The organism is Pseudoalteromonas fuliginea, from assembly GCF_000690055.1.
Classification (GTDB): domain Bacteria; phylum Pseudomonadota; class Gammaproteobacteria; order Enterobacterales; family Alteromonadaceae; genus Pseudoalteromonas; species Pseudoalteromonas fuliginea.
The window spans coordinates 1-22,558 of record NZ_JJNZ01000073.1 but is presented as its reverse complement, the minus strand read 5'-3'; the positions used below and the strand labels follow the sequence as shown (position 1 = coordinate 22,558).

Genomic DNA, 22,558 nt, shown 5'->3' with positions numbered 1-22,558 from the left:
AACCAGCATTCACCTATCCAACATTTGTGTTTTAATTACTTAACTCATGTAGAATAAAATAATAACTCGTAAACAGTGAAATATTGTTTTAGATGTAATTGTTTGTATTTTAAATAAAATAGTAAGGTAAGTATTTCATTATGAATGTTGAACAGCCTTTTTTTCTGGGTCCCTATACTGTGCTGCCTCAAGAAGATGCTATTTTAATCAACACTAAAAATAAGCAATCAATTCAACCAAAAGTAACAGAGGTACTTTGCTATTTGGTTTTACATTACCCTCGTGTTGTTTCTCGCGCTGAATTAATTGAGCATGTTTGGGGGAATAATGAACTCGTAGGGGAAAAAGCACTTACTAATACCATTTGGCAAATAAGGCAATGTTTTAAATATCCTAATAATGAAATTTGTGTAATAGAAACAATACGCAAGCGAGGTTATAAGTTATTAGTTAAACCACAAGCCGTTAACGTAGAACAAGCTCCTTCCCTTTCAAGTAAAAACGACAAATCTAATGCTATACCTTGGTTAACCACACTATTTTTAATAACTATAATCATAGGCTTACTTTCTTTTTACTTAGCGCCTAAAAAGGCAGCTAATGCCACTGTTACGCAAATAACTAAAGACCCTGGTAGTGAATTATTTGTTTCACCTTCACCGGATGGTAAAAAAGTGATTTATATATGGGCTAATAATGCAGGGCGTCACTTATATTTAAAAGAGTTAGCTGCACCTCAAGTGCCACCTATACAGCTTACTATTACTAATGCATCCTATAGTCGAGCTGTTTGGAGCCTTGATCAACAATATATTTATTTTTTATCTACAACTGCCTCTAAGTGCTTTGTTATAAAGTTTGAACTAATTAGTAAGAAGGAAACTAAACTAGCTACTTGTCCAGTTACAACTGGAGTTAAATATATTGCAATGTCATCAGATGGAAGGACGCTCGCTTTTAATTCTAAAGTGACAGGAGATATAGAAGACGGCATTTACTTTTTAAATTTAAATAATAATCAAGCAAAGCCTGAGCGGTTTAGTTGCCAAGACAATTGCGCATACAGAGAACGTGATATTGCTTTTTCTCCTAATGGTGAATACGTTGCCGTAGCAAGGCGTGCAAGTAATACTAGCGAAAATATATTTATAGTAAACTTAAAAACCAAAGCTGCTCAGCAAGTTACATTTAAGCATAATGATATTGAGGGGATGACCTGGCATAAAAGTAACGATTTGCTTGTCTTTGGAAGTCAAAAAGCAGATAAGCATTCAGGGTTTATACTTAATTTAAAAACCTTGAAGCAAACACCTTTAAATATATCTGGGTTTGGCTTTCCTAGCTTTTCTGCAGACGGCAGTCTATTTTACCAAAAGCGCCGAGAAACTTACTATATAGCGGGTTACGATCTTTCTACATCGGTTGGTACTAGTATTTATCCCGTTATTGAATCTGAGTTTAGCAATAAATACCCTACTTATTCAGAGGTATCCCAAGAGCTAGCCTATCTATCAAATGAAAGTGGTTATTACGAAGTGTGGCTATCTGATATTTATGGCAGTAATCGCAGGCAGCTTACTAATTTAAAAAAGAATGCTAAATATCCCCTTTGGTCTAATAATGGTAAGAAATTAGTATTTGCGAGTGCAATTAGTAAGAGTGAAAATGAAATTTATGTTTATAATTCAGTAACAAAAAAAATCAATCGCTTAAATATTACATTAGATAAGTTTGGTCGCCCTACTTGGCATCCTAATAACAAAGATCTTGTAATAAGGTTAAATGTAGCTGGAAAACGTGAACTCTATTTATTAGATACTAATACGCTTATGACAAAAAAAGTAACAGATAATAATGGACGTTTTGGCTATATGGATAGTGATAAAATACTCGTATATGTAGATAATAAAAAGGAGTTATATAAGGTTGATATAAATGAACCTCATATGCCTGTAAAACTACTCGATAGAAAACAGTTTGGTACTCGCTATGGCTGGAGTATACATAACCATGAAGTTTATTTTAAAAGTGGTGATAAAGCAGGGGATTCAATAAAACGTTTTAATATTGGGAAAAAACTATTGACCGATATTTTGTATGTCCCAACAATCTCTATTTTAGATTCAGAGCCTTTTTCTATGATCCCTTTACATAAAAAACTGTTATTTACTAAAAGTCTATCGGAACAATCTAATATTAATCAATTACATCACCCATTATTTAATTGATTTTCAATGAATGAGTAACATAAATGCTTTGCTATTAGTTTGAACAATAGCTAATTGAATATAAAGTTGGCCCTAAGTAGGCTGCCATAAATTAGTTTTAGCTAAATATTTCATAGTGTTACTTAAAAAAGATAGGGATAAGTTGTGAAAAAGTATGGCTTCTTAGTGTTTATTCTATTATTGACCGGTTGCGAGTCAATATCGCACTTAGCGCCAGTAAGGGATCTCAATAAACTTGCAAAACAAGTAAAAAACAATCCCACCGATGTTAAAGCAATTGAAAAACAAGTAAAAAAAACGCGGCGTTCAATTAAGCAGCAAGTGGGGAGCGTTAGTCAGCTATTAGCAACGTTAGAAAGTGTAGTTAGTCGTAAATGGGGTAAAAAAAATACTCAGCAACCAACACGCAGAAAGTATGTAAAATACAGCAATGATTACCAAGCACGCGCTGTTATTGATTTTGACCGTAATATGGTACAGGTCGAAACCATAGCCACTAAAAATACCAATTCGCTTCTAACTCAAGCAATTGTAATGACATTATTGACCTCAAGTGATCCACATAAAACAGACATTTTTACCAGTGAATCGCCTATTTTAGGGGATGAACCTTTTTTGTATCAACAAGTGCTTGATGAAGACGGGCTCCCCATAAAATACCAATGGCGGGCAAATCGTTTTGCTCGTTACTTAGTAGACACTAAGGTGCAAAAAAAACGTAGTGATGGTCATTCAATTACATCGGTATCTTTTCCTCTGGTAGAACAAAACGCTCACTTACGAAAACAAAAATACAGTGAGTATGTTTTGGCTGCGGCAAAGAAATACCAAATATCTGCGTCGCTTATCTACGGTATTATTGAAACAGAGAGTCACTTTAACCCTTACGCAGTAAGTTCTTCAAATGCGTATGGTTTAATGCAAATAATTCCATCGCGCGCAGGAAGAGACGTCTATCAAAAAATAAAGAAAATACCAGGGGAGCCCAGTAAAGAAGTATTGTTTGATCCTAAAAGAAATATAGATATTGGCAGTGCGTATTTAAGTGTACTAAAAAATAGCTATTTAAATAAAATACAAACCAAACAAAACCAACATTACGCCATGATTTCTTCATATAACGGTGGCGCAGGTAATGTACTAAAAATATTTAATTCAAATAGAACAATCGCATTTTCAAAAATTAACCAACTAACGTCGAGTCAGTTTTATAAAATACTCACAACTAAGCACTCTAGAGCTGAATCGAGACATTACTTAGAAAAAGTGACCGTAGCAGAAAAAGCATATCAATAAGTTTCAAATTTATTTGTTATTGATAAACAAACCATAGCTGAGTTCCTGTTTTGGTTCAATCGGTTACTTCAATTTCAGGTGAAATATTAAAAGGAGGTTTGGTGCTATTTTAACTGCCGTTTAAAGGCTGTTACTGGTGTTTGAGTGGCTAGGTTGAGAGGGAGTGGCTTTACTTTCTTTGTGTGTTTTTTTAGGCTGTGTATCTTGTTTACTTTCAAAACATTGGCATTTAAGTGAATATTATTTAGGTGCTTGAAAATACATACGCCCTATGATGAATCAGCTTCCTTACTGCATTGAAAAATAACGGAACAACGCTACTAAAATCTGCGGTGGAAAATAAGTATTAGTGCTCATCAGCGTGTGTTGTTATCTGTTAATTAGCTATCTTCATTAGAGTTGCAGTTATGACAGCCGTTGCACTAATACATGCTACTAGTAGTGGGACTATAACCTTCCATCGCTCAAAGTTTGAAACCTGCCTATCATGAATTTCAATAGCAACTTCTATTAATTTTTGCACTAAACTCGGCTCTAATCGCTCACGTATTTTCTTATCATTTTTGGTTTCGTAAGATGCTACGTAACGAGATACTAAAGAGACCCTATTTATTTTATCTTCCTCATCTCTAACACGAAATAGCTCAGGGTGGGATTTTGATAGCTCCACCCAAGAATTCGCAGACCTTGGAATTAGTTTTAGTTCTTCAATTAAGCCTTTTTCACTACGACTTGTATGTCGATGGAATGCTAAGACCTGAATTAGTGCGATGACTTCGCCTAGCCGATGCTCTTTTAAGTACTCTTTTGACATTGCAATATATCCCCATGGCTCATAAATAATGAAGTGTTAGGCTGGATTGGAATCTCGTTTTTACACCGAAGGATAAGGCATGACCTATTGGTAACTATACCCTCGCTAATTACGCCACGAAAAATCAGTTATTCCTCCTGTTCTTCTTTTTCACTCTTAGCCGCCATTTTAAACGCCACAATAACCAATCCAAACATAGCAAACGGCAGTGCTGCCAACATGTATTCAACCACATTACTGTCTTGAAAGTTTGCTTGTAGTAAAAAGTGACCTGCTACGCACATTAAAATAACCACTAATAAAATGGGTAGTAACATGAGTTCTTTTTTTGATGAATGGTTTTTCATTGAATACGAGGCTATAGCTAAAAATAATGCGCCATTGTAATGAGCTTGTTTAGGCTTGGCAAATACCGCAGAATTTTTTAATTAATGATATGATTAGCGTCAAACAATTGGGCAAGTGTTATTGGGAATAAAGTGAAAAGTAACTTAAAACAAGTTTACCTCGTTGGCGGTGCAGTGCGCGACAAACTGCTAAATATAAAATCAAAAGATAACGACTATGTAGTGATTGGTGAAACGCCTGATACAATGCAGTCGCTCGGTTTTGTACCAATAGGTAGCGACTTTCCGGTTTATTTGCACCCAAAAACAAAAGAAGAATATGCACTAGGGCGCACAGAGCGCAAAAGCGGCAAAGGCTATACTGGCTTTGTGGTTGATGCAAGCCCAACTGTTACGCTCGAAGAAGATTTAGCAAGACGCGATTTAACTATAAATTCAATGGCGCTTGACGAACACGGTAATATTATTGACCCGTTTAATGGCCAAACTGACTTACAAAATAAAATACTGCGCCATACCACCGCTGCATTTGTAGAAGACCCTGTACGGGTACTGCGTATTGCCCGTTTTTTAGCGCGCTATGGCAGCGATTGGTGTATTCACCCAAGTACGTATGCATTGATGCGCGAGCTTAAAAATAAAGGTGAGCTAAATCATTTAGTACCTGAGCGCGTGTGGCTTGAAACAGAAAAAGCACTGGGTGAAAAGCACCCTGAGCTTTATTTTGAAGCATTGCAAGGCTTGGGTATTTTTCCAGAGCTTGAGCGCATGGTTAATGTACCGCAGCCAGCAAACCATCATCCTGAAGGGGATGTATTTGTGCATACTATGTTGGTACTTAGACGCGCCGCAGATTTAAATTTTGATTTGGAAACTCGTTTTGCAGCGCTGACTCATGACTTTGGTAAGGCGCTTAGTTTTAAAAAGTATGGAAACTTACGTGGGCACGAACGCGAAGGTGTTGCAATTATTGAGGCGTTTTGTGAGCGCTTAAAAGTGCCTAATCGCTTTCGCGATGTTGGTGTACTCACCAGTGATAATCACACCCTTTGCCACACAATTGATCAGTTAAGGCCGCAAACCGTTCACAAGCTAATAGTGACTAACTTAAATGCTTTGGTACACCCAGAACGTTTTATAGCGTTTACTCAAGCATGCCAATGCGATGCACAAGGGCGTGGTGAAACACTGGTTGATAAGCCATACCCGCAAGCAGCTAAACTGCGAGCAATTCATACTGAGCTGCAAAAAATGGATAAGAAGCAAGTAGTGCAAGATGCGCTTAAAAATGGCAAAAAAGGCCCTGAAATAGGCGAAGAAGTAAAACTAGCAGAAATAAATTGCATTAAAGCATTTTTACAAAGCGAGAAATTGGAAGCTCAACAACGTTAGGCTGAGTTAAATTAAATAGTGTGACACGCCTTCGTTTTTAGGTATGTCGGGTTTTCGAAGTTCTTTATAATTAGCGTTCTTTGGTTTTACATTTTCAGATTTAGGCTTTTTAGATGGCCTATATAGGTCAAAAATAAAGTCTAGCTCTTCACGTTCTAGTAATTCTTTCATAAAGTAATCTCCTCAATAAGCAACTAGGGTATGGTCGTTCGACTGAATTAAAAGTGAATAGTTACATATGAAGTTGTACTAAATTGTAATCGGCAGGTTTTAAGGGGTGAGAGGGGTTTTTTGTTAATTTATATGGAGTTAAGGTAAATTAACTCTTTTTAACTAAAAATATACAGCTTAATTTATTACGTACTTACTATTTGCATATAGTGCTGTGGCTATAAATATAACGGTATAAATACAGCCTTAACCATTTACTAACGGCAGTGTTACGGTAAATACGACACCATCGGCTTGTTCGTTGTTTTGCGCAGTTACGCTGCCTTTATGGTAATCGCACACCAGCCTTACAATATAAAGCCCTAACCCCAAATGTGGCTGTTGCTGCATTTGCTGGCTACGTACTGACACCATTGAATCAAAAATATGCTCAGTGAGTCCTTCTGGTAACGCGGGGCCTGTGTTTCTCACAGTTAATATTGCTTTATTTTCAGTTTGCATAAGGCTCACATTAATCGCCGTATTGGCTTCACGAAACTCCATCGCGTTATTGATAAGCTTATCAAGCAGCTGGGCTATAAACTCCGGTGCACCTTGCATAGGTAATTTGCTTTGGCATACATCAAGCGTAAATAACTGGTGTGGGTAAGTAAGCTGATAGCCTTGCATGCAGCCATTTATTACTTTTTGTAAATCAAAAGGCTCAGGCTCGTTGCTTTGAATACTTTGCTCAAGGCGAGTAGCTTCGCTCATGGTGGTTATTATTTTACCTAAGCGTTCAACACCTTCACTGGCGCGATCGAGGTATTTTTGACTCAGCTCGTTTTGTGGCAAGCTTTGTAAGTTCTCGAGTGACGAGCGCACTACGGCAACCGGCGTGCGCAGCTCATGTGATAACCGCGACGACATGTTTTCTAAGTAATCGGTATAGCCGCTAAGTCGGCTTACAATGTTTGAAAAACTACGAGACAGATCGCCAATTTCATCGTTAGCATCACTGTAATTAATACTGCCGGTAACACGCCCTTGCGCATCAATTGCTTGCTCGGCAGTATCGCGCAGCCGCCTAATTCTGTTCGATATACGTGAGGCAAAAAAGAATAAAGTCACGGTACCAATTAGCATCACAGCTAAAATAACGTTAAACAGTTTTTCGAGCGATTTGTTACGCAGCGTACGTACGCCGTTTGTGGTTTCCTCTGCTATTACCGCGCCAATTACTTGGTCTTGAATCCAAATAGGGTAAGCGGCCGATAAAATAACGGCTTTGCTGTCGGGGGTTAAGCGCCAAGACGATGCTGGTTGTCCTTTTAAGGCTTTCGCTAAATGTGTGCCCTGCATAGAAGCTACATCGTGCAGGGTATCTAAAAACTCATTTTCGGGGCGCGTTAATATTTTATAGTAAATTGGGTGTAAGTAATTTTGCTCAAAGCGCTGCCACCAAGTTTCAGGTACTTGGTTAGCAAGCCCATCAGCCCATACGCCATCTGCATTTTGAATAGTACCCGATTGCGCAAGTACGCGATGATGGTTATCAACCACCCAAATACGGCTACCACTGTGGCCCATACCTTTTAAAATACGGCTAATTTCTGGGGAAGGGACTAATACCGAGCCCAAATCGTTTGGGTTATTTAAGTTTGAGGTCGACATTATTTTAGGCTCGAGCAGTGCCCCTTTACTATCTATGTCAACAATAGCAAAGCCAAGTTTGTTGCCCAGCATGCTAATAGGAAAGCGCAGCTCTACGTTATAACCTGATTTGGTACTTTCAAAATAGCCCTGAATTTTTGTAAAAGGGGCTTTGGTATTTGCATCAAATGCATTAACCCAGCCATCTTGGCGCGGCGCAATAATGTAAGTATTAAACTGGCCGTCTGGCGTTTTTAGGCCAATTTGTAAATAATCGTTATTGGTAATGCTTAAGCTATTTTTAGCGCGATAAATAAGGGTATTGTCGGTGACTTTAAATACGGCGTATAAGTAGTTATCAAATTTTCCCACCATGTGATCAAACGATAAGTCACTGGCTTGATGTTTGTTATCTGTTTTTTGTAAGTAGCGCTTGTCGTAATGCCAAAATAGCGGTTGGTAGCTGTCCCAATCGTTAAGTTTACCGTCGAGCTGAATAGGGTTTTTAAGATTATAAGCGTATAAATCGCGGCCTTTTACTACTTGGTCTAAAAAGTTGGTTTGCTCGTCAAATAATGCGGGGCGCTCATGTAATGCAGTAGCAAGAGCACGAGTGGTGCCTACTAGGGTTTTTTCTTGGCCTTGGCGTAAAAACTTTTCCATTTCCCATACGTACTCGTAGCCAAGCCACGGCAGCAAAAACAAAAAACATGAAAGTAATATAAATTTACTGCGCAGACCAAATCGTAGCATTAGTGTTGTTCCCACCTGTAGCCCATGCCATACACTGTATCTATGCAATCAAAGGTGCTATCGAGTGCTATAAACTTTTTACGAATACGTTTTACGTGTGAAGTAATAGTGCTGTCGTCTACATAAATTTTTGCATCGCTCATTAAATCGTTACGGCTTTTAACATGGCCTGGCCGCTGGGCGAGTGAATGCAGCATCCAAAATTCGGTTACGGTTAAATCAACTAATTGTTGTTGCCAAAATACCTGCATACGTTGCGTGTCGAGTGTTAACTGCCCGCGTGTTATGAGGGCGTTTGCATCAGCAGGTTGTTCAAGCGCTTCCATGCGGCGAAACAGCGCACCAATACGTGCAGCCAAGTGAGCCAAGCTTATGTCTTTTGTTAGGTAGTCGTCGGCGCCCATGCGCAGGCCGCATACGGTATCTATTTCGCTATCGCGGGCGGTTAAAAAAATAATAGGCAGTGTTTTAGAAAGCGATCGCAATGTTTGGCACAGTAAAAAACCACCATCTATTTCATGGCCTAGGCCAATATCAACAATGGCTAAATCGGGCAGGGCGTTTTTAAATGCAGCTTCAGCGCAGGCGCGATTTTCAAAGCCACTTACTTGGTAGCCCTGTGCGCTCAGCATTTCTATGTAGTTTTCGCGGATTGCGGGTTCATCTTCAACGATGGCTATTTTTTTCATTTTAATCATTATCCTATCGGCTCTGTTGTGCACTATATCGAAGTTTTTAAGCTAAGTAAGGTTAAAAAGGCAATTGCCATGTTTTTGCCACAATTGCTCAGCAGTTTGCCATTTTTGATCCCCTTTGCTGCCACTTGAGCTTGTTTTAATACACCCATCAAAACAAAACATCACAAATTAAAAAGTAAGTTTAAGGATCAAATCATGAAGAAGACATTAATTGCGTTAACACTCGTTGCTAGTTTTTGTACTCCAGCAATTGCCTCAACATCTAACACGCCATCAAAAGAAGCCCATAAAGAAACGGCTATTGGGCTAGGTGCAGGCGCTATTATTGGCGGCGTAGTGGGCGGACCAATTGGTGCGTTTATTGGTGCATTTGCCGGTGGCTTAATAGGTGATTCAAAAGTAGCTGATAACAAAATTGCAGAGCAAGAGCGTGCAATTACGGTCATGAAAGAAAAAACCAGCGATTACCAACACGTGCTTAACCACAACAATATGTTAGAGCAGCAGTTAGAAGTACTTGCCAATCAAAATGAGCAGTTAACTCAAGTTCAAATTAATAACTTATTGGCGATGACGGTGCAATTTAAAACAGGTTCAAGTGTTATTGCCCCGCATTTTGCGCTGCAGTTAGACCAACTCGTTACCTTGTTAAACAACCAACCACAACTCGCACTTGATTTAAGTGGCTTTGCCGATCAACGCGGCGATGAGCAAGCTAATCTTTTACTTTCCAAAGCGCGTGTAAATGCCGTGCAAAGCTATTTAATAAAACACGGTGTGAGCCACAAACGCTTAAGTACGCAGGCATTTGGCGAGCAGCAAACATTGGCTAACAGCAACACGGTGGAAGATAACTTTTTTGATAGACGCGTAACGCTTACCACTCGCTCAATGAGCCCAGCAAATGGCCAAATGGCGAGTAACTAAATCTAACTGAATCTAAGTAAAACAAAGCGTTCGATGGAGTGATTTATGTTGAGTAAACCGACCAAAATGCTTACTAAAGTAAGCATTTTTATATTCATAGCGATTGTGCTGTTAGCGAGCTTCAAAAGCCATGCGCAATCACCCAAGTTAGAACTTTTTGATAGCAATGGTGCGCCAGCAGGCCCAGCAATAATATTAAAAAGCGATGCCAATATGACCTTAACTGGCTTAATTAATCACGTTGTAGTAACGCAGACCTATCAAAACGAAAACCCGTTTGCAGTTAACGCGCGCTACGTTTTTCCATTGCCAGATGAAAGCGCCGTGCATGCCATGACGATGCGTATAGGTGAGCGAGTCATTAAAGGCCAAATTGATAAAAAAGTGGAAGCCGAAAAAAAATACGAAGAGGCTAAAAAAGCAGGTAAGCAAGCGGCCCTTGTACGCCAGCAACGCGCCAATATGTTTATTACGAATGTGGCAAACATTGGTCCTGGTGAGCAAGTGATTATTGAGCTTGAGTATCAAGAAATAATTGACTACAGCAGCGGCACATTTGCTATTAGATTTCCTACTATTATTACACCGCGTTATCACGCGATTAGTGGTGAGGTTGAGGTTAATACTCAAAACCAAACGCATACTAACCCACTCCCAACTGGGTGGTTAAGCCCTGTTTACAGCATTCAAAACATCACTCAAAATAGTACTCAAACTGATAACGTACCAAGCAGCCAATTTAGCTTAAACATTGATATAGACGTAGGCTTAGAGCTGGTGGATATCAATTCTAAATATCATAATGTTGATGTACAAAACACTGCGTTTGGACAATATAAAATAGCGTTAAATGAGACAAATACAGTTAATCGCGACTTTTTACTTGAGTTTAAACCGCTGCAAAAAGAGCAAGCTCAAGCCGCATTTTTTACTCAGCAGTTTGAAAATGGTGACCGATACGGGCTTGCTATGCTAATGCCACCGGGGGATCATTTTACACAAACTCAGCGATTACCTCGCGAAATGGTATTTGTAGTTGATACGTCTGGCTCTATGCACGGGCAATCTATGGAGCAAGCTAAAAAAGCCTTGTTTTATGCACTTTCATTACTTGATAGCGACGACAGCTTTAACATTATTGGTTTTGACAACATAGTAACTCCAATGAGCGATAAACCACTTATAGCCAGTGACTTTAATTTACGCCGTGCAGAGCGATTTATTTATAGCCTAGAAGCCGACGGCGGCACTGAAATACAAGGTGCGCTTAATGCCGTACTTGATGGCAGCGAGTTTGATGGTTTTGTACGCCAAGTTGTATTTTTAACTGATGGCAGCGTAAGTAATGAAGATGCATTATTTAAAAATATTCAAAGTAAGTTAGGCGATAGCCGCTTATTTACAGTGGGTATTGGCAGCGCACCGAATAGCTTTTTTATGCGCCGAGCGGCAGATATAGGCAAAGGCTCATTTACGTTTATAGGCAGCACAAGCGAGGTGCAACCTAAAATGCAGCAGTTGTTTGATAAGCTAGCACATCCGGCTATTACTAATTTGGCGCTAAGCGACGAAAGCGGTAACAGCTTAGATTTTTCACCATCACCACTACCTGATTTATATTTTGGCGAGCCTATCATGGTCGCTATAAAACTTAATAATGCTAAAAATTTGGTACTTGCTGGGCAAACAGCACAAGGTCCTTTAAGTATTAAATTAAGCACACAAAATAGCTCAAACGCTCAAGGTATTGCAAAACTATGGGCGCGCCAAAAAATCAAGTCATTACTTTTATACAACGAGCAAAATACAGTTAAAGATGAAGTACAGGAGCTTGCGCTTACTCATCAATTACTTAGCCCGTTTACTGCTTTTATAGCGATTGAACAAACTCAGATAAAAGAACTGGCAGAGCAAACGGCGCAAGCTACTAATGCATTACCACAAGGTATGGCAATGCGTTTACCGCAAACCGATGGGCAAAGCAGGTTACATATATTACTAGGCTGTTTTTTATTATTGGGATTTGGCGCGCTTAAAATAAATCGAGGGCTTAAATTAAGTAGGGAATATAAATGAAAAAGTGGCTAAGCGTGGGCTTACTAATAGCTGGGCTTGGATTATTTGGTCACGGCGCTTATATGCAGGCAAAAGCGTGGCTTGCTCAAGTATTAATTGAGCAAGCATGGCAAGAGGCACTTAAATCACCCGGCACTAAAGTAAAACCGTGGTATTACGCCGACAGCTACGTTACTGCAAAGCTTGATTGGCCAAGTCATAATAAGACATTAAGTGTATTGGCTGGAGCGAGTGGCCGTAACTTAGCGTTTGCGCCTAGCCAATTTTTACCCGCAGGAGAGCTTGGCGGAAAAGAGTTTGGAAACGAAAAGGGCGCGCTAATAGCCGGGCATAACGACACCCACTTTGCATTTTTACAAAACGCCAAAGTGGGAGAGGCGTTTACTTTGCAACTGCAAAGTGGGGTGATTCAAAATTATAAGGTAACGGGGATTGAGGTTATTCATCAATCCCAAAACTCATTTTTACAAACACCTGGGCTGTATTTGCTTACCTGTTACCCTTTTGATTCGCTTGCCTCGGGTACTGATTTAAGATTGCTTGTATCTGCGCAAATGTCTTCGCCTGATTCACTAAGCGGTATATCAACCACAAGTTCTTGATGACGCTGGCTTACCATTACGCCAATAAATACCACAAATATGCTCAACCATTGCCAAACGTTGAGTACTTCGCCCAAAATAATCGCTGACAAAATAAGTGTAAAAATAGGAATTAAATTAGAGTACGCCGCAGCGGTTAATACCGATACCTTGCTAATAGCATAGTTATACATGCCGTAGCCGCCAAGGGTTACACACGAACCTAAATACAAAATGCTCATAAGCGCAGTTAAGTCGTGTTGGTTTTCGCTTGGTAGGTCGATAAAAAATAAAAACGGCGCAAAAAATAAGCTGCCGCTAATACCTTGCAACGCAATTAAAGTAAGAGGCGAGTAGCGATTAGCTAAATGTTTAACACTTACGGTATAAAATGCAGCGCACACCATAGCCATAAGCTCTAAAAAGTTACCTAACAACGGATTAGGTGCTTGATCGGAACTTGGTGAAAGAAGCGTAAGTAAAATACTGCCGCCAATACACAGCGTAAAACCGACCACGATGGATTTACTTATGTATTCTTTAAGCAATAAAAAGGCAAGTAGCGCAATAATAATGGGCAAGCACGACACAATAACACCGGCCTGCGAGGCCGATGTGTATTCCATTGCATGGCCTTCAAATAAAAAGTACAAGCAAGGCTCAGCAAGCGACATACCCACTAAATACTTCCAGTCACCTTTTAAATACTCAAACCGAATAACGTAGCGCCATAAACAAAGCGACAAAACTAACGTAGTGAGCATGCGTAAAAATATCACCAATGCAGGGTCGTAAATGGCAATGGCGTATTTAAGCGCTATAAAAGAGCTGCCCCATAAAAAGGTGGCAATAATTAAACATAAACTGGCAGGCATAGAGAGTAATTTACATAATTTAATAAAATCAGATCCTAGCATGAATATTTTTAACTTGTTCAAAAATACCGAGCTGGTATAAATTAATTCATCTTTAATTAATCAGTAGTAAAAAGCACATGCAAAGGGAACAGGTAATAGTTGTAAAGCTTGGTACAAGCGTACTTACTGGCGGCACAGATAAACTAGATAAAGCACACATGGTTGAATTGGTACGCCAATGCTGCGAGCTTAAAAAGCAGGGTCATCACGTTATTTTAGTATCGAGCGGCGCGGTTGCTGCTGGGCGCGAACAACTATTAAAACCCTGTGGCAGAAGCTTAATTGATAAACAAATGCTTGCTGCAATTGGACAAGGTCAACTTATTCATATTTGGCAGAGCCTATTTGCTTTATACGGTGTAAACGTAGGGCAAATGCTACTTACTCGCGCCGATGTAGACGACAGAGAGCGCTACCTTAATGCCCGCGATACACTCAATGCGTTATTAAATTACGACGTTGTACCCATCATTAACGAAAATGACGCAGTCGCAACCAGCGAAATAAAAGTAGGCGACAACGATAATTTATCGGCACTTGTCGCTATTTTGGCTAATGCTAATAAGTTACTGCTACTTACCGATCAAGAAGGGTTATTTACCAGCGATCCTCGCACAAACGCCGATGCCACCCTCATTGGCGAAGTAACACACATAAACGATGAACTGCGCCAACTTGCTGGTGGCAGTGGCACAAATTTAGGTACTGGCGGCATGGCGACTAAACTGCAAGCCGCTGACATTGCAAGGCGCGCAGGCGTTGAAGTTATTATTGCTAAAGGCGCAGGTAAAAACGTTATTTTAAAATGTATGAGTGACGAGTTACCAGGTACGCGCTTTTTAAAACTCACCGCCCCAAAAGATGGCCGTAAAAAATGGCTACTCGCTGGGCCTAAAAGTACCGGCCAAATTGTTATAGATACAGGTGCTATTAGTGCCCTTCAAAATAAAGGTGCAAGCTTACTTGCTAAAGGCGTTACTAATGCATTTGGACGTTTTGAACGCGGTGATTTAATTGATTTAATAGATAATAAAAATCAAGTGATTGCACGAGGCTTAACGCGCTTTAGTAGTACCGAGGTAAATAAAATAAAGGGTGCTCATTCTAGTCAAATAGGCCAATTACTTGATTACGATAGTGGCGCAGAAGTACTTCATAGGGATGATATGGTATTGCTATAGAAGCACTTTTAGTAAATTAAATTACTTGGGTGTAATTCTCGCAGTATTACACTTTTTTGATTGTAAATTTGTGCTAAAATCTGGCTCCTTAAATTGTTGTAAGCAGAGCACAGAACATGAAATTAGTTCGTTGGTTTTTAGGTTGTATAATCTTATTTTTTAATTTTGTATTTACTCCTCGCAGTAAAAAGCGCGCAAGCGACGAGCAAGCACAGCTTGATCTGCAAACCTCACAATTTAAACTGTATCAATTTAAAGCATGCCCGTTTTGTGTAAAAGTACGTCGCGCCATTAAACGCGAAGGCTTAAACATAGAAACGCGTGATGCAAAAGACAATGAGCAATATCGTCAAGAGCTACTAGAGCAAGGCGGTAAAGTTAAAGTTCCTTGCCTGCGTATAGAGCAAAACGGTCAAGTACAATGGCTGTATGAATCAAACGATATTATTGCTTACTTAAACAAAGTAGCTGCATAAACCACTTTTATTATCTCACTTATTTAAAGAGAATATACCATGACAATTCGCACCCGTGTTGCCCCGTCGCCAACTGGTGACCCGCATCTTGGCACCGCTTATATCGCCTTATTTAACTACTGTTTTGCTAAACAACAAGGCGGTGAATTTGTACTTCGTATAGAAGATACAGACCAAGTACGTAGCACGCCAGAGTCTGAACTTGCGATTATGGATAGCCTACGTTGGTTAGGGCTTGAGTGGGATCATGGTCCTGATGTGGGTGGCGAATTTGGTCCTTACCGTCAATCTGAGCGTAGCGATTTATATAAAAAATACGCGCATCAGTTAGTTGACGATGGCAAAGCGTTTTACTGCTTTGCAACAAGCGAAGAGCTTGATCAAATGCGTGAAGAGCAAATGGCAGAAGGCTTGCGCCCTAAATACGACGGTCGTGGTTTAAACCACACAGATGAAGAAATTAAAGCAAACTTAGCGGCAGGCAAACCTTACGTTATACGTATGAAAATCCCAAGCGAAGGCACATTTAAGTTTAACGACTACCTACGTGATGAAATTGAGATCCCGTGGGAAAACGTAGACATGCAAGTGTTATTAAAAGCAGATGGTTTCCCAACGTACTTTTTAGCGAACGTAGTTGACGACCACCACATGCAAATTAGCCATATTTTCCGTGGTGAAGAGTGGATCAACTCAGCACCTAAGTTATTAAAACTTTACGAAGATTTTGGTTGGGAAGCGCCAGTACTTGGTCACTTACCATTACTACGTAACCCAGATAAATCAAAGCTGTCTAAGCGTAAAAACCCAACATCTATTAATTACTATAAAGAAATGGGTTACCTGCCAGAAGCCGTACTTAACTACTTAGGTCGTATGGGTTGGTCAATGCCTGATGAGCGTGAAAAGTTCACACTTAATGAGATGATTGAAAACTTCGACATGAAGCGCGTATCGCTTGGTGGTCCAGTATTCGACGTAGATAAATTAAGCTGGTTAAACGGCATGTGGATCCGCGAAAACCTAACCGACGAGCAGTTAATTCAGCGCTTTGTTGATTGGAAGTTTAACGGCGAAATGCTCGCTAAAATATTACCAGAAGTTAAAACACGTATTAATACGCTGTCGGATATGGTTGAGCTTGCAGGGCACTTTGTAGGTGGTATTCCAACTTACGATCCTGCGCTATTAACAGCCGGCAAAGCAGACGAAAACGTGATTCGCCAAGCGCTGCAATTTTTTGTATGGCAGCTTGAAGGTTTACGTAGCTTTGAAAAGCCAGCTATTTTTGCAATTGCAAAAGAAGTGGCAACATTCCACGAGCTTAAAATTAAAGACTTTTTAGAGCCAATTTTTGTCGCAATTACAGGCAAAACATCAAGTACGTCAGTGCTTGATGCAATGGAAATATTGGGGTCTGACTTATCACGTGCTCGTTTACGTGTAGCCCTTGCTCATTTAGGTATTTCTAAAAAGCAGGCTAAAAATATAGAGCGTGCGTACCGCGAATACCCAAGTTCATAATTGCTAAACAATGTACTTTTAAAAGCCGAGCTTTACTAAGCTCGGCTTTTTTGTTTCAGGCTGTTTAGCTATATGACATCGTATTTTGATATTGTTTAGCCTAAGTATTCATAATTTACTAAATGCTACAATAAGGCATATAAACTCATAGGAGGCAGTATGATTGCAACCGTTAAAAACAAAGCTATTTTTAGCAGTAATACATTCTCGATAAACCTTGTTACTTACCCAACTAATCACAGCGTAATGAACCATATTGATCCCGTGCAGCAAGGGCGCTATTACAAGCTCAATTTTGTATTAGAGCAACCTAAAACAGGTGGGGTATTTAAATGCTCAAAATGCATTATAAATTTATTTAATCGTGTGTATTTGTTTAGACCCGATAAGTACGAACACAGCGTATCTAAAATCGAGTCTGGAAAGCGCGTACTACTTAGCTTTGCGCTTAATATATAATTTGCACTTTTACTTATTGATAGTCGTAGGCTTGTCCGCTACATAAAACAGATAAGTCGCAATACGATACAGACGTTTCGCTACAAGAGTTAATAGTAAAAGCATTCCCGCCTCTGCGCATGGCATCAGCTTTAAGTAAATCGATAGCATTTGATTTAGAGCGATTGTAACCTACATTATTGCTACCCATACCGTCGCCATCACAGCTTTCACCTTCTATTCGCCCTAAAAGGGTAGCGCCACTTTCGTGTGCTTCTTGGTCGCTATAAAACTGCTGTAAATCTCTTTTATTAACATAGGTGCCAATTTCTTGAGATAAAACGCCGTTGTCTATATCTGTATGAAAAGTAACGCCAGAACAGCCAGTTAACACGAACACCACACTCATTATTGTTATAAAACGCCGCATATTTATTAGTCCCTTAATTTATTATTTGAAATAGTAAATTACTAACAAAATCAAATGCGGGCAATGTTTACTACTAAGTAAATTGTTAGCATTTGTAAATGTATTTAGATTTTACTGAGCATAGGGTAAGTAAACAAAAAGAAGTGGCAAACGTTCACCAACCAATGGCATAAAATAGCCCACTCTAAGCGCTGCGTTCTATAAAAAATATAGCCGTATCCTAAGCCTGCTATAAACGAGACCAGCACATAGTTAATGCCTCCTGCAAAATGTGCCAAAGCAAAAATACCAGCCGTAATTAAAGGAGCAAGTAACGCTAAACGGGTTGGTGTAATAATTTGGCTAAGCTTAGTTTGTAGTAAACCTCGAAATAAAGCTTCCTCGGCAACACAGGTAAATAAAAGATTAATAGCAATAAAGGCTAACCAAAAGTCGGGCACTTTTGGGTTAAAGCTTACAAGTCCAAGCATTAAAGCCGCTATGAGCGTAGCTAAAACAGTAGCAATAACTATTAAAATGGGTTGTTTAACGTTTAATTGACCCGCTTTATTAGAGTCTGCTTTTAAAGGCCTTTTATTTGAATCTAAGTTTGAAAAAAAGTAAGCACAAAGAAATAACCCAGCCATAGCTTTATCAAAATTAGCATAAAGGGTAAAAGTAATCGCATCGCTGGTAATACGCTCGTTTATAACAATAGGGAGGTTACTAAAACCAGGCACCCAATGAAGTGCTAATGCTAATGAGGTAATAACAAAAACAGTACCTAATATAGTGCGTATTATTGCCCGCTTTGTATTTAGCGCACAGTAGTATAAAACAACGTAAAGCCCAGTGCTCAGCAGAGCATATAAATTTATATAACCTTCAGCATAAGCACTTACAACACTTAAAGCTACTAAGTAGTGCCAAAGGGGTTGTCGTATTATAAGAATATTGCAGCGAGAAAAAACGCATAATATTGACAATGCCAGAATATAAAAAGCCATTTATTTATCATTTTCTAGTGTTAAGTACTAAACAATAACGTGCAATTTTGTATTAATAAACCATTATATTTTCACTAATCGGTACTGTCATCGTTGGTGTGTGTTTATAGATTTAATGAACAGGCTTATCTTATTAAACAGACAGTAATGAGCGATAAGTAGCTAGGCAGTACTTACGTGTATGAAATTAAAATTTGATCTTGGTCAGCCTATAAAAAGCAACTTCCAAAGCAGTACTTGTTATTAGTAACACCGTCTTTTGTTATCAATTTAGTTGGTTGCCTAGGTTAATAAATGCTGTGAATACAGACAGTGATTGTTGTTTTGTCCAATATTACTGATCTCCACCATTTTGGTGTATTTTTGCACTGATTAAAAATAATTTTCATTTAACCAATTGTTTACATATGTTTATTTGATGGTTAAGATAAATGCATTGTAATATGGACATTTGTCGGTTTATAAAACGACAAATGTCGTAGACAAAATTGTTATGTTTCTAGGAGTATTTCGTGTCAGCCGATGAAGTTATGAATGAGCAACTGAATCAATCTATTCGTTTGATAGAGCAAGTTATGGAACAAGCTTATTTCACATCAAAAGAACGAGATATTAGGTATAGTGTTGGTGGCTTAGGTCGAACTATAGGTCTAATTAGAGAATTTCAGGAACAAATTTACCACCAATTTCCAGACTTAAAAACAGAAATTAAAATTAGTTTAGATCCGCCTTTGACAGCAGAGCAAGCAGAGGTTTGTTCGAAGTTATCTCCGGATGAATTAGATAAAATTGACGGATTTTTGTTATCGAACACTAGGTCTAAATTTCGGAAAGTAGCGCGTGTTATAGGCATATCAATGCAAAATGAACTTGATTCATTTAATTTGCCAGATCTTTTTTATGCGGAAAGAATAAAATCTTTGGTAAAGCGTGGAAAGTTAGATTCACAAGGAAATCTTGGTGCTATGAGGTTTAGTGAAGTTAAATTACCTGATATGTAAATCGAAACATAACAAGAAAATCAACAAGGACACGTAACAGTTGGCTACGTTTCGCTTCGCTACACAATTTTAGCCAACCATTACTTAGCCTGTTATTTTGGCGTTAAAGCGCTAGTCGTATACTGAGAAGTTGATGCACCCAAAGTTCTTATCATTATTTTTAGTTTTGTTTTCATTAAATATTGCTTATGCCGAAAGCGATACTCATATTGAAACCGAAATCCAAAATACTATCGACACTGAAGATATTGTAGGATTATCTTGGTCAACAATTTCAAAGGGGCATGTTGAGGTTGGTAGTGTTGGATATGCAAATATTTCAAAACTTGAACATATGATGCCTGCACAAAAAATGCATGTAGGCTCAGTTACCAAATCGGTTCTGGCAATGGGCGTTCTCCATTTAATATTTGAAGGAAGACTCTCATTAGATAGCAATATTGAAGCACTATTGCCAGGATTGAACTTCGACAATGTTTGGCATCATCGTTCACCTATCAAGGTCAAAAACTTACTCGATCATACTGCTGGATTAGACAATATCAGGATGTGGCAGTTACTAAGCACTAAACCTTTGCCAAATACGCCACTTGGAAAAGCTTTTGAATCAAGCAGACAAAACTTATTAAAGATTAGAACTGAACCAGGAACGCAATACTCATATTCCAATATGGGATATACATTACTTGCAATGGTTATAGAAGCTGTAACCAACCAGCGTTATGAAGAGTTCCTCGATGACAACCTTTTAGCTCCTTTAGAAATGTATGACAGTAGCTTTGAGTTTATCAGCCAACAAGGTCAGTACGCCGATCCTTTATTAGCAATGGGCTATCATGAAAATAATGTTACTCAAATTGCTGTGCCTAGCTATCTTAGACCTTCGGGACAATTCACAACTACCGCCCCTGACATGGCTAAGTTTATGAATTTTATTTTGAATGAAGGCAAAGTAAATGGTCAAAATTTTGTAAAACCTGAGCATATGAAAATGCTTACTAATCCTTTCAACACTAAAGCACATATAGAAGGCCTGAATATTGGGCATGGCCTTGCGTTTGCTAATAGAGATCGGCATAACGTGCTTGGCATGTGTCATCCAGGTACAACATTTGGATTTAGAGCCTATATTTGCCTTTTTCCAGATGAAAAAAAGGGATTTTTTTACGCCGCTAACACGGATAACGAAACTGCCGACTATGAAAAGTTTAATAAATTATTTATCAATAAACTAAGCGTGGTGTCAGCGTCTATTGCAGAGAGCACGGGAAAGGGAATTGGGTTGTCAAAGTTGGAGGGCATTTATCTACCATCCCCAAATAACATGGCCGAATTTGAATTCATTGATATGCTTTTCAATTTTATTTGGTTAGAACAATCAAACGAGCACCTTCTAATGAAGTCATTGCAAAATGCCGATAGGCGCTTAATTCAAGTCGGCGATCACTTATTTAGAGATGTTAATAGGACACAAGCTTCCCATGTTTTCTATTGGGATAGTGAGAGGAGATTGTTTCTTAGTAATGGTCTTAAAACGTTTAAGCAAGTTTCAATTATAGCATTGGTACTTTATTGGTTAAGCTTAAGCTTTGGTCTAATAGGACTGTTTTATATATTTTTAGTCGGATTAATTAGGGTCATTAAACGAGACAAAGAAAGCTTCGTTCGAATAAAATGGGGATTTATAAACCTACTATTGTTCAGCTTTCCTGTATACCTCTATGTTCAGCAATCCTTTCTACAATTTGGTGATATTACAGCGGCAAGTGTTTCCTTGGCTTTTCTTTCAGGAATTTTGCCACTAACACTGTTATTTTCTTTATGGATTTCTCTAAGAGTAAAATTACAAAGTAAACTAATTAAATTGGATGTTGCGGCAATTTTGATATCGGTACAATTAGTTTTAGTATTGATTTTCTGGGGGCAGCTCCCCGTTATATTTTGGCAATAAAGAGTAGCGCTTTAATCGGGTAGCCGGAGGTCTCTAACCTCCAGCCCCCACACCACCCATCATGCGCTTTTTATTGACAGGAAGTGCAATGGGCGGTTCATCTCCCGTAATGAATATTGATCCAAATACCTCTCAATGACACTAAACCTTGTGACGCTAAATAGTCATTGCCTAGCGCAATGTTAATTCCTTTTGTTTTCGAGCTTCGATAAGGCCCTTTGCTGGTGATACCACAGGCTATGGCGAGTCGTTCGCTAACCCCCAGCTTTATTAAACTGCGTACTTTCGTGCGTGGTTTACGCCATTGCCGCCAGTAGCACATTCTTATCCTACGGCGGATCCAATGATCTAAATCCACCGTTAACTGATAAGCGTTGGCTATTAGGTAATAGTGTCCCCAGCCACGTAAATACTGCGTGAGTTTATGAATTTGTAGGGTCATTGAGATCCCCCTGTTGCGGTTAGTGAGCTCTCTTACATTTGCTTTAAATTTCTTTAGCGGAATATTACAGTAAATAAAGGCATGAATAAATTGACCTTACGGAGCCAAGCGAAAGTGGATACCCTTAGTTTACGCTGCGGCAACTGTATTGCCTTGTTCATAATATAGAAAAGCTGCAAAACACGATGCATTAAAAAGGGGGGTAATCCCCCCGAAAAATAATAGATGCCAAACGTAGAATTTTCTCTTATTGTAAACACAGGAGAAAATTATGAAAAAAGCACATTTTACAGACAG

Annotated in this window: 20 protein-coding genes and 2 pseudogenes; 13 read left to right on the top strand and 9 right to left on the bottom strand. The window is 39.0% G+C overall.

Going from position 1 to position 22,558, the window contains the following annotated elements; translation table 11 throughout:
• Nucleotides 1-140: 140 nt before the first annotated feature.
• Nucleotides 141-2,228 (top strand): winged helix-turn-helix domain-containing protein, encoded by a 2,088-nt coding sequence (locus DC53_RS02865; protein WP_008137513.1) that lies wholly within the window; start codon nt 141-143, stop codon nt 2,226-2,228.
• Nucleotides 2,229-2,372: 144 nt separating this feature from the next.
• Nucleotides 2,373-3,524 carry a murein transglycosylase domain-containing protein gene (locus tag DC53_RS02870; protein ID WP_007377015.1) on the top strand — a complete coding sequence of 384 codons (1,152 nt, stop codon included), beginning with the start codon at nt 2,373-2,375 and terminating at the stop codon, nt 3,522-3,524.
• Between the two features lie 376 nt (nt 3,525-3,900).
• Here the strand turns inward: DC53_RS02870 and DC53_RS02875 are convergent, their stop codons facing one another.
• Together DC53_RS02875 and DC53_RS02880 are read right to left on the bottom strand one after the other, a co-directional pair.
• On the bottom strand, nt 3,901-4,338 hold the full coding sequence (locus DC53_RS02875; RefSeq protein WP_033031617.1) for a hypothetical protein: 438 nt from the start codon (nt 4,336-4,338) through the stop codon (nt 3,901-3,903).
• A 128-nt stretch (nt 4,339-4,466) separates the two neighbouring features.
• Nucleotides 4,467-4,685 (bottom strand): hypothetical protein, encoded by a 219-nt coding sequence (locus DC53_RS02880; RefSeq protein ID WP_033023621.1) that lies wholly within the window; start codon nt 4,683-4,685, stop codon nt 4,467-4,469.
• A 132-nt stretch (nt 4,686-4,817) separates the two neighbouring features.
• On the opposite strand from DC53_RS02880, the gene DC53_RS02885 reads away from it, so the two are divergent.
• The gene (locus DC53_RS02885) at nt 4,818-6,077 is read left to right on the top strand and encodes a multifunctional CCA addition/repair protein (RefSeq protein WP_033031615.1); all 1,260 of its coding nucleotides are present in this window, start codon (nt 4,818-4,820) and stop codon (nt 6,075-6,077) included.
• 6 nt (nt 6,078-6,083) lie between these two features.
• On the opposite strand, the gene DC53_RS22200 is transcribed toward DC53_RS02885, so the two are convergent.
• The 3 genes from DC53_RS22200 to pdsR all read right to left on the bottom strand — a co-directional run bounded on the left by DC53_RS22200 (nt 6,084) and on the right by pdsR (nt 9,322).
• Complete coding sequence (locus DC53_RS22200) at nt 6,084-6,248, bottom strand: hypothetical protein (protein ID WP_002961633.1); 165 nt, start codon at nt 6,246-6,248, stop codon at nt 6,084-6,086.
• Between the two features lie 246 nt (nt 6,249-6,494).
• The gene (gene pdsS, locus DC53_RS02890; RefSeq protein WP_033031613.1) at nt 6,495-8,633 is read right to left on the bottom strand and encodes a proteobacterial dedicated sortase system histidine kinase; all 2,139 of its coding nucleotides are present in this window, start codon (nt 8,631-8,633) and stop codon (nt 6,495-6,497) included.
• Nucleotides 8,633-9,322: a proteobacterial dedicated sortase system response regulator gene (gene pdsR / locus DC53_RS02895; RefSeq protein ID WP_033031611.1), complete on the bottom strand. Its 690-nt coding sequence runs from the start codon at nt 9,320-9,322 to the stop codon at nt 8,633-8,635. Before pdsR ends, pdsS begins: the two co-directional genes overlap by 1 nt.
• Nucleotides 9,323-9,526: 204 nt before the next feature.
• On the opposite strand from pdsR, the gene pdsO reads away from it, so the two are divergent.
• Genes pdsO through DC53_RS21785 form a run of 3 tightly spaced genes read left to right on the top strand, consistent with a single transcriptional unit; the run spans nt 9,527 to nt 12,936 of the window.
• Complete coding sequence (pdsO, locus tag DC53_RS02900; protein WP_033031609.1) at nt 9,527-10,258, top strand: sortase-associated OmpA-like protein PdsO; 732 nt, start codon at nt 9,527-9,529, stop codon at nt 10,256-10,258.
• A 45-nt stretch (nt 10,259-10,303) separates the two neighbouring features.
• Complete coding sequence (locus DC53_RS02905; RefSeq protein ID WP_033031607.1) at nt 10,304-12,334, top strand: marine proteobacterial sortase target protein; 2,031 nt, start codon at nt 10,304-10,306, stop codon at nt 12,332-12,334.
• Nucleotides 12,331-12,936: a class GN sortase gene (locus DC53_RS21785; protein WP_081824594.1), complete on the top strand. Its 606-nt coding sequence runs from the start codon at nt 12,331-12,333 to the stop codon at nt 12,934-12,936. The genes DC53_RS02905 and DC53_RS21785 overlap by 4 nt, the downstream gene beginning before the upstream one ends.
• Here DC53_RS21785 and DC53_RS02910 read toward each other — a convergent pair.
• Nucleotides 12,831-13,790 (bottom strand): DMT family transporter, encoded by a 960-nt coding sequence (locus DC53_RS02910; protein ID WP_033031605.1) that lies wholly within the window; start codon nt 13,788-13,790, stop codon nt 12,831-12,833. The genes DC53_RS21785 and DC53_RS02910 overlap by 106 nt on opposite strands.
• A 119-nt stretch (nt 13,791-13,909) precedes the next feature.
• On the opposite strand from DC53_RS02910, the gene proB reads away from it, so the two are divergent.
• From proB to DC53_RS02930, 4 genes are all read left to right on the top strand, one after another.
• Entirely contained in the window at nt 13,910-15,013 is a 1,104-nt protein-coding gene (gene proB / locus DC53_RS02915) for a glutamate 5-kinase (protein ID WP_033031603.1), read from the top strand.
• Between the two features lie 116 nt (nt 15,014-15,129).
• Nucleotides 15,130-15,489 (top strand): glutaredoxin family protein, encoded by a 360-nt coding sequence (locus DC53_RS02920; RefSeq protein ID WP_007377005.1) that lies wholly within the window; start codon nt 15,130-15,132, stop codon nt 15,487-15,489.
• Nucleotides 15,490-15,528: 39 nt separating this feature from the next.
• Nucleotides 15,529-17,013 carry a glutamate--tRNA ligase gene (gene gltX / locus DC53_RS02925; protein ID WP_008137490.1) on the top strand — a complete coding sequence of 495 codons (1,485 nt, stop codon included), beginning with the start codon at nt 15,529-15,531 and terminating at the stop codon, nt 17,011-17,013.
• A 159-nt stretch (nt 17,014-17,172) separates the two neighbouring features.
• On the top strand, nt 17,173-17,472 hold the full coding sequence (locus DC53_RS02930) for a hypothetical protein (RefSeq protein ID WP_007377003.1): 300 nt from the start codon (nt 17,173-17,175) through the stop codon (nt 17,470-17,472).
• Nucleotides 17,473-17,485: 13 nt separating this feature from the next.
• Here the strand turns inward: DC53_RS02930 and DC53_RS02935 are convergent, their stop codons facing one another.
• Nucleotides 17,486-17,881, bottom strand: coding sequence for a hypothetical protein (locus tag DC53_RS02935; protein ID WP_033031601.1), 396 nt, complete (start codon nt 17,879-17,881; stop codon nt 17,486-17,488).
• A 104-nt stretch (nt 17,882-17,985) separates the two neighbouring features.
• On the bottom strand, nt 17,986-18,867 hold the full coding sequence (locus tag DC53_RS02940; RefSeq protein WP_033031598.1) for a CPBP family intramembrane glutamic endopeptidase: 882 nt from the start codon (nt 18,865-18,867) through the stop codon (nt 17,986-17,988).
• A gap of 512 nt (nt 18,868-19,379) precedes the next feature.
• Between DC53_RS02940 and DC53_RS02945 the strand changes: the two genes are divergently transcribed.
• Both DC53_RS02945 and DC53_RS02950 read left to right on the top strand, forming a co-directional pair.
• A complete protein-coding gene (locus tag DC53_RS02945; RefSeq protein WP_008137482.1) occupies nt 19,380-19,868 on the top strand; it encodes a DUF3658 domain-containing protein in 489 nt (162 codons plus the stop codon).
• Nucleotides 19,869-20,001: 133 nt separating this feature from the next.
• Nucleotides 20,002-21,819 (top strand): serine hydrolase domain-containing protein, encoded by a 1,818-nt coding sequence (locus DC53_RS02950; protein WP_033031596.1) that lies wholly within the window; start codon nt 20,002-20,004, stop codon nt 21,817-21,819.
• A gap of 97 nt (nt 21,820-21,916) precedes the next feature.
• Here the strand turns inward: DC53_RS02950 and DC53_RS0120735 are convergent.
• Nucleotides 21,917-22,318 (bottom strand): annotated as a pseudogene (locus tag DC53_RS0120735) (group II intron maturase-specific domain-containing protein); the annotation flags it as partial.
• Between the two features lie 3 nt (nt 22,319-22,321).
• On the opposite strand from DC53_RS0120735, the pseudogene DC53_RS22975 reads away from it, so the two are divergent.
• A pseudogene (locus tag DC53_RS22975) lies at nt 22,322-22,455 on the top strand (transposase); the annotation flags it as partial.
• Nucleotides 22,456-22,558: the final 103 nt, after the last annotated feature.

Coding starts and splice junctions, on each gene's coding strand:
- DC53_RS02865 (WP_008137513.1), top strand. CDS start 141: ATGAATGTTGAACAGCCTTTTTTTCTGGGTCCCTATACTGTGCTGCCT.
- DC53_RS02875 (WP_033031617.1), bottom strand. CDS start 4,338: ATGTCAAAAGAGTACTTAAAAGAGCATCGGCTAGGCGAAGTCATCGCA.
- DC53_RS02880 (WP_033023621.1), bottom strand. CDS start 4,685: ATGAAAAACCATTCATCAAAAAAAGAACTCATGTTACTACCCATTTTA.
- DC53_RS22200 (WP_002961633.1), bottom strand. CDS start 6,248: ATGAAAGAATTACTAGAACGTGAAGAGCTAGACTTTATTTTTGACCTA.
- pdsS (WP_033031613.1), bottom strand. CDS start 8,633: ATGCTACGATTTGGTCTGCGCAGTAAATTTATATTACTTTCATGTTTT.
- pdsR (WP_033031611.1), bottom strand. CDS start 9,322: ATGAAAAAAATAGCCATCGTTGAAGATGAACCCGCAATCCGCGAAAAC.
- pdsO (WP_033031609.1), top strand. CDS start 9,527: ATGAAGAAGACATTAATTGCGTTAACACTCGTTGCTAGTTTTTGTACT.
- DC53_RS02905 (WP_033031607.1), top strand. CDS start 10,304: ATGTTGAGTAAACCGACCAAAATGCTTACTAAAGTAAGCATTTTTATA.
- DC53_RS21785 (WP_081824594.1), top strand. CDS start 12,331: ATGAAAAAGTGGCTAAGCGTGGGCTTACTAATAGCTGGGCTTGGATTA.
- DC53_RS02910 (WP_033031605.1), bottom strand. CDS start 13,790: ATGCCTGCCAGTTTATGTTTAATTATTGCCACCTTTTTATGGGGCAGC.
- proB (WP_033031603.1), top strand. CDS start 13,910: ATGCAAAGGGAACAGGTAATAGTTGTAAAGCTTGGTACAAGCGTACTT.
- DC53_RS02920 (WP_007377005.1), top strand. CDS start 15,130: ATGAAATTAGTTCGTTGGTTTTTAGGTTGTATAATCTTATTTTTTAAT.
- gltX (WP_008137490.1), top strand. CDS start 15,529: ATGACAATTCGCACCCGTGTTGCCCCGTCGCCAACTGGTGACCCGCAT.
- DC53_RS02930 (WP_007377003.1), top strand. CDS start 17,173: ATGATTGCAACCGTTAAAAACAAAGCTATTTTTAGCAGTAATACATTC.
- DC53_RS02935 (WP_033031601.1), bottom strand. CDS start 17,881: ATGCGGCGTTTTATAACAATAATGAGTGTGGTGTTCGTGTTAACTGGC.
- DC53_RS02940 (WP_033031598.1), bottom strand. CDS start 18,867: ATGGCTTTTTATATTCTGGCATTGTCAATATTATGCGTTTTTTCTCGC.
- DC53_RS02950 (WP_033031596.1), top strand. CDS start 20,002: ATGCACCCAAAGTTCTTATCATTATTTTTAGTTTTGTTTTCATTAAAT.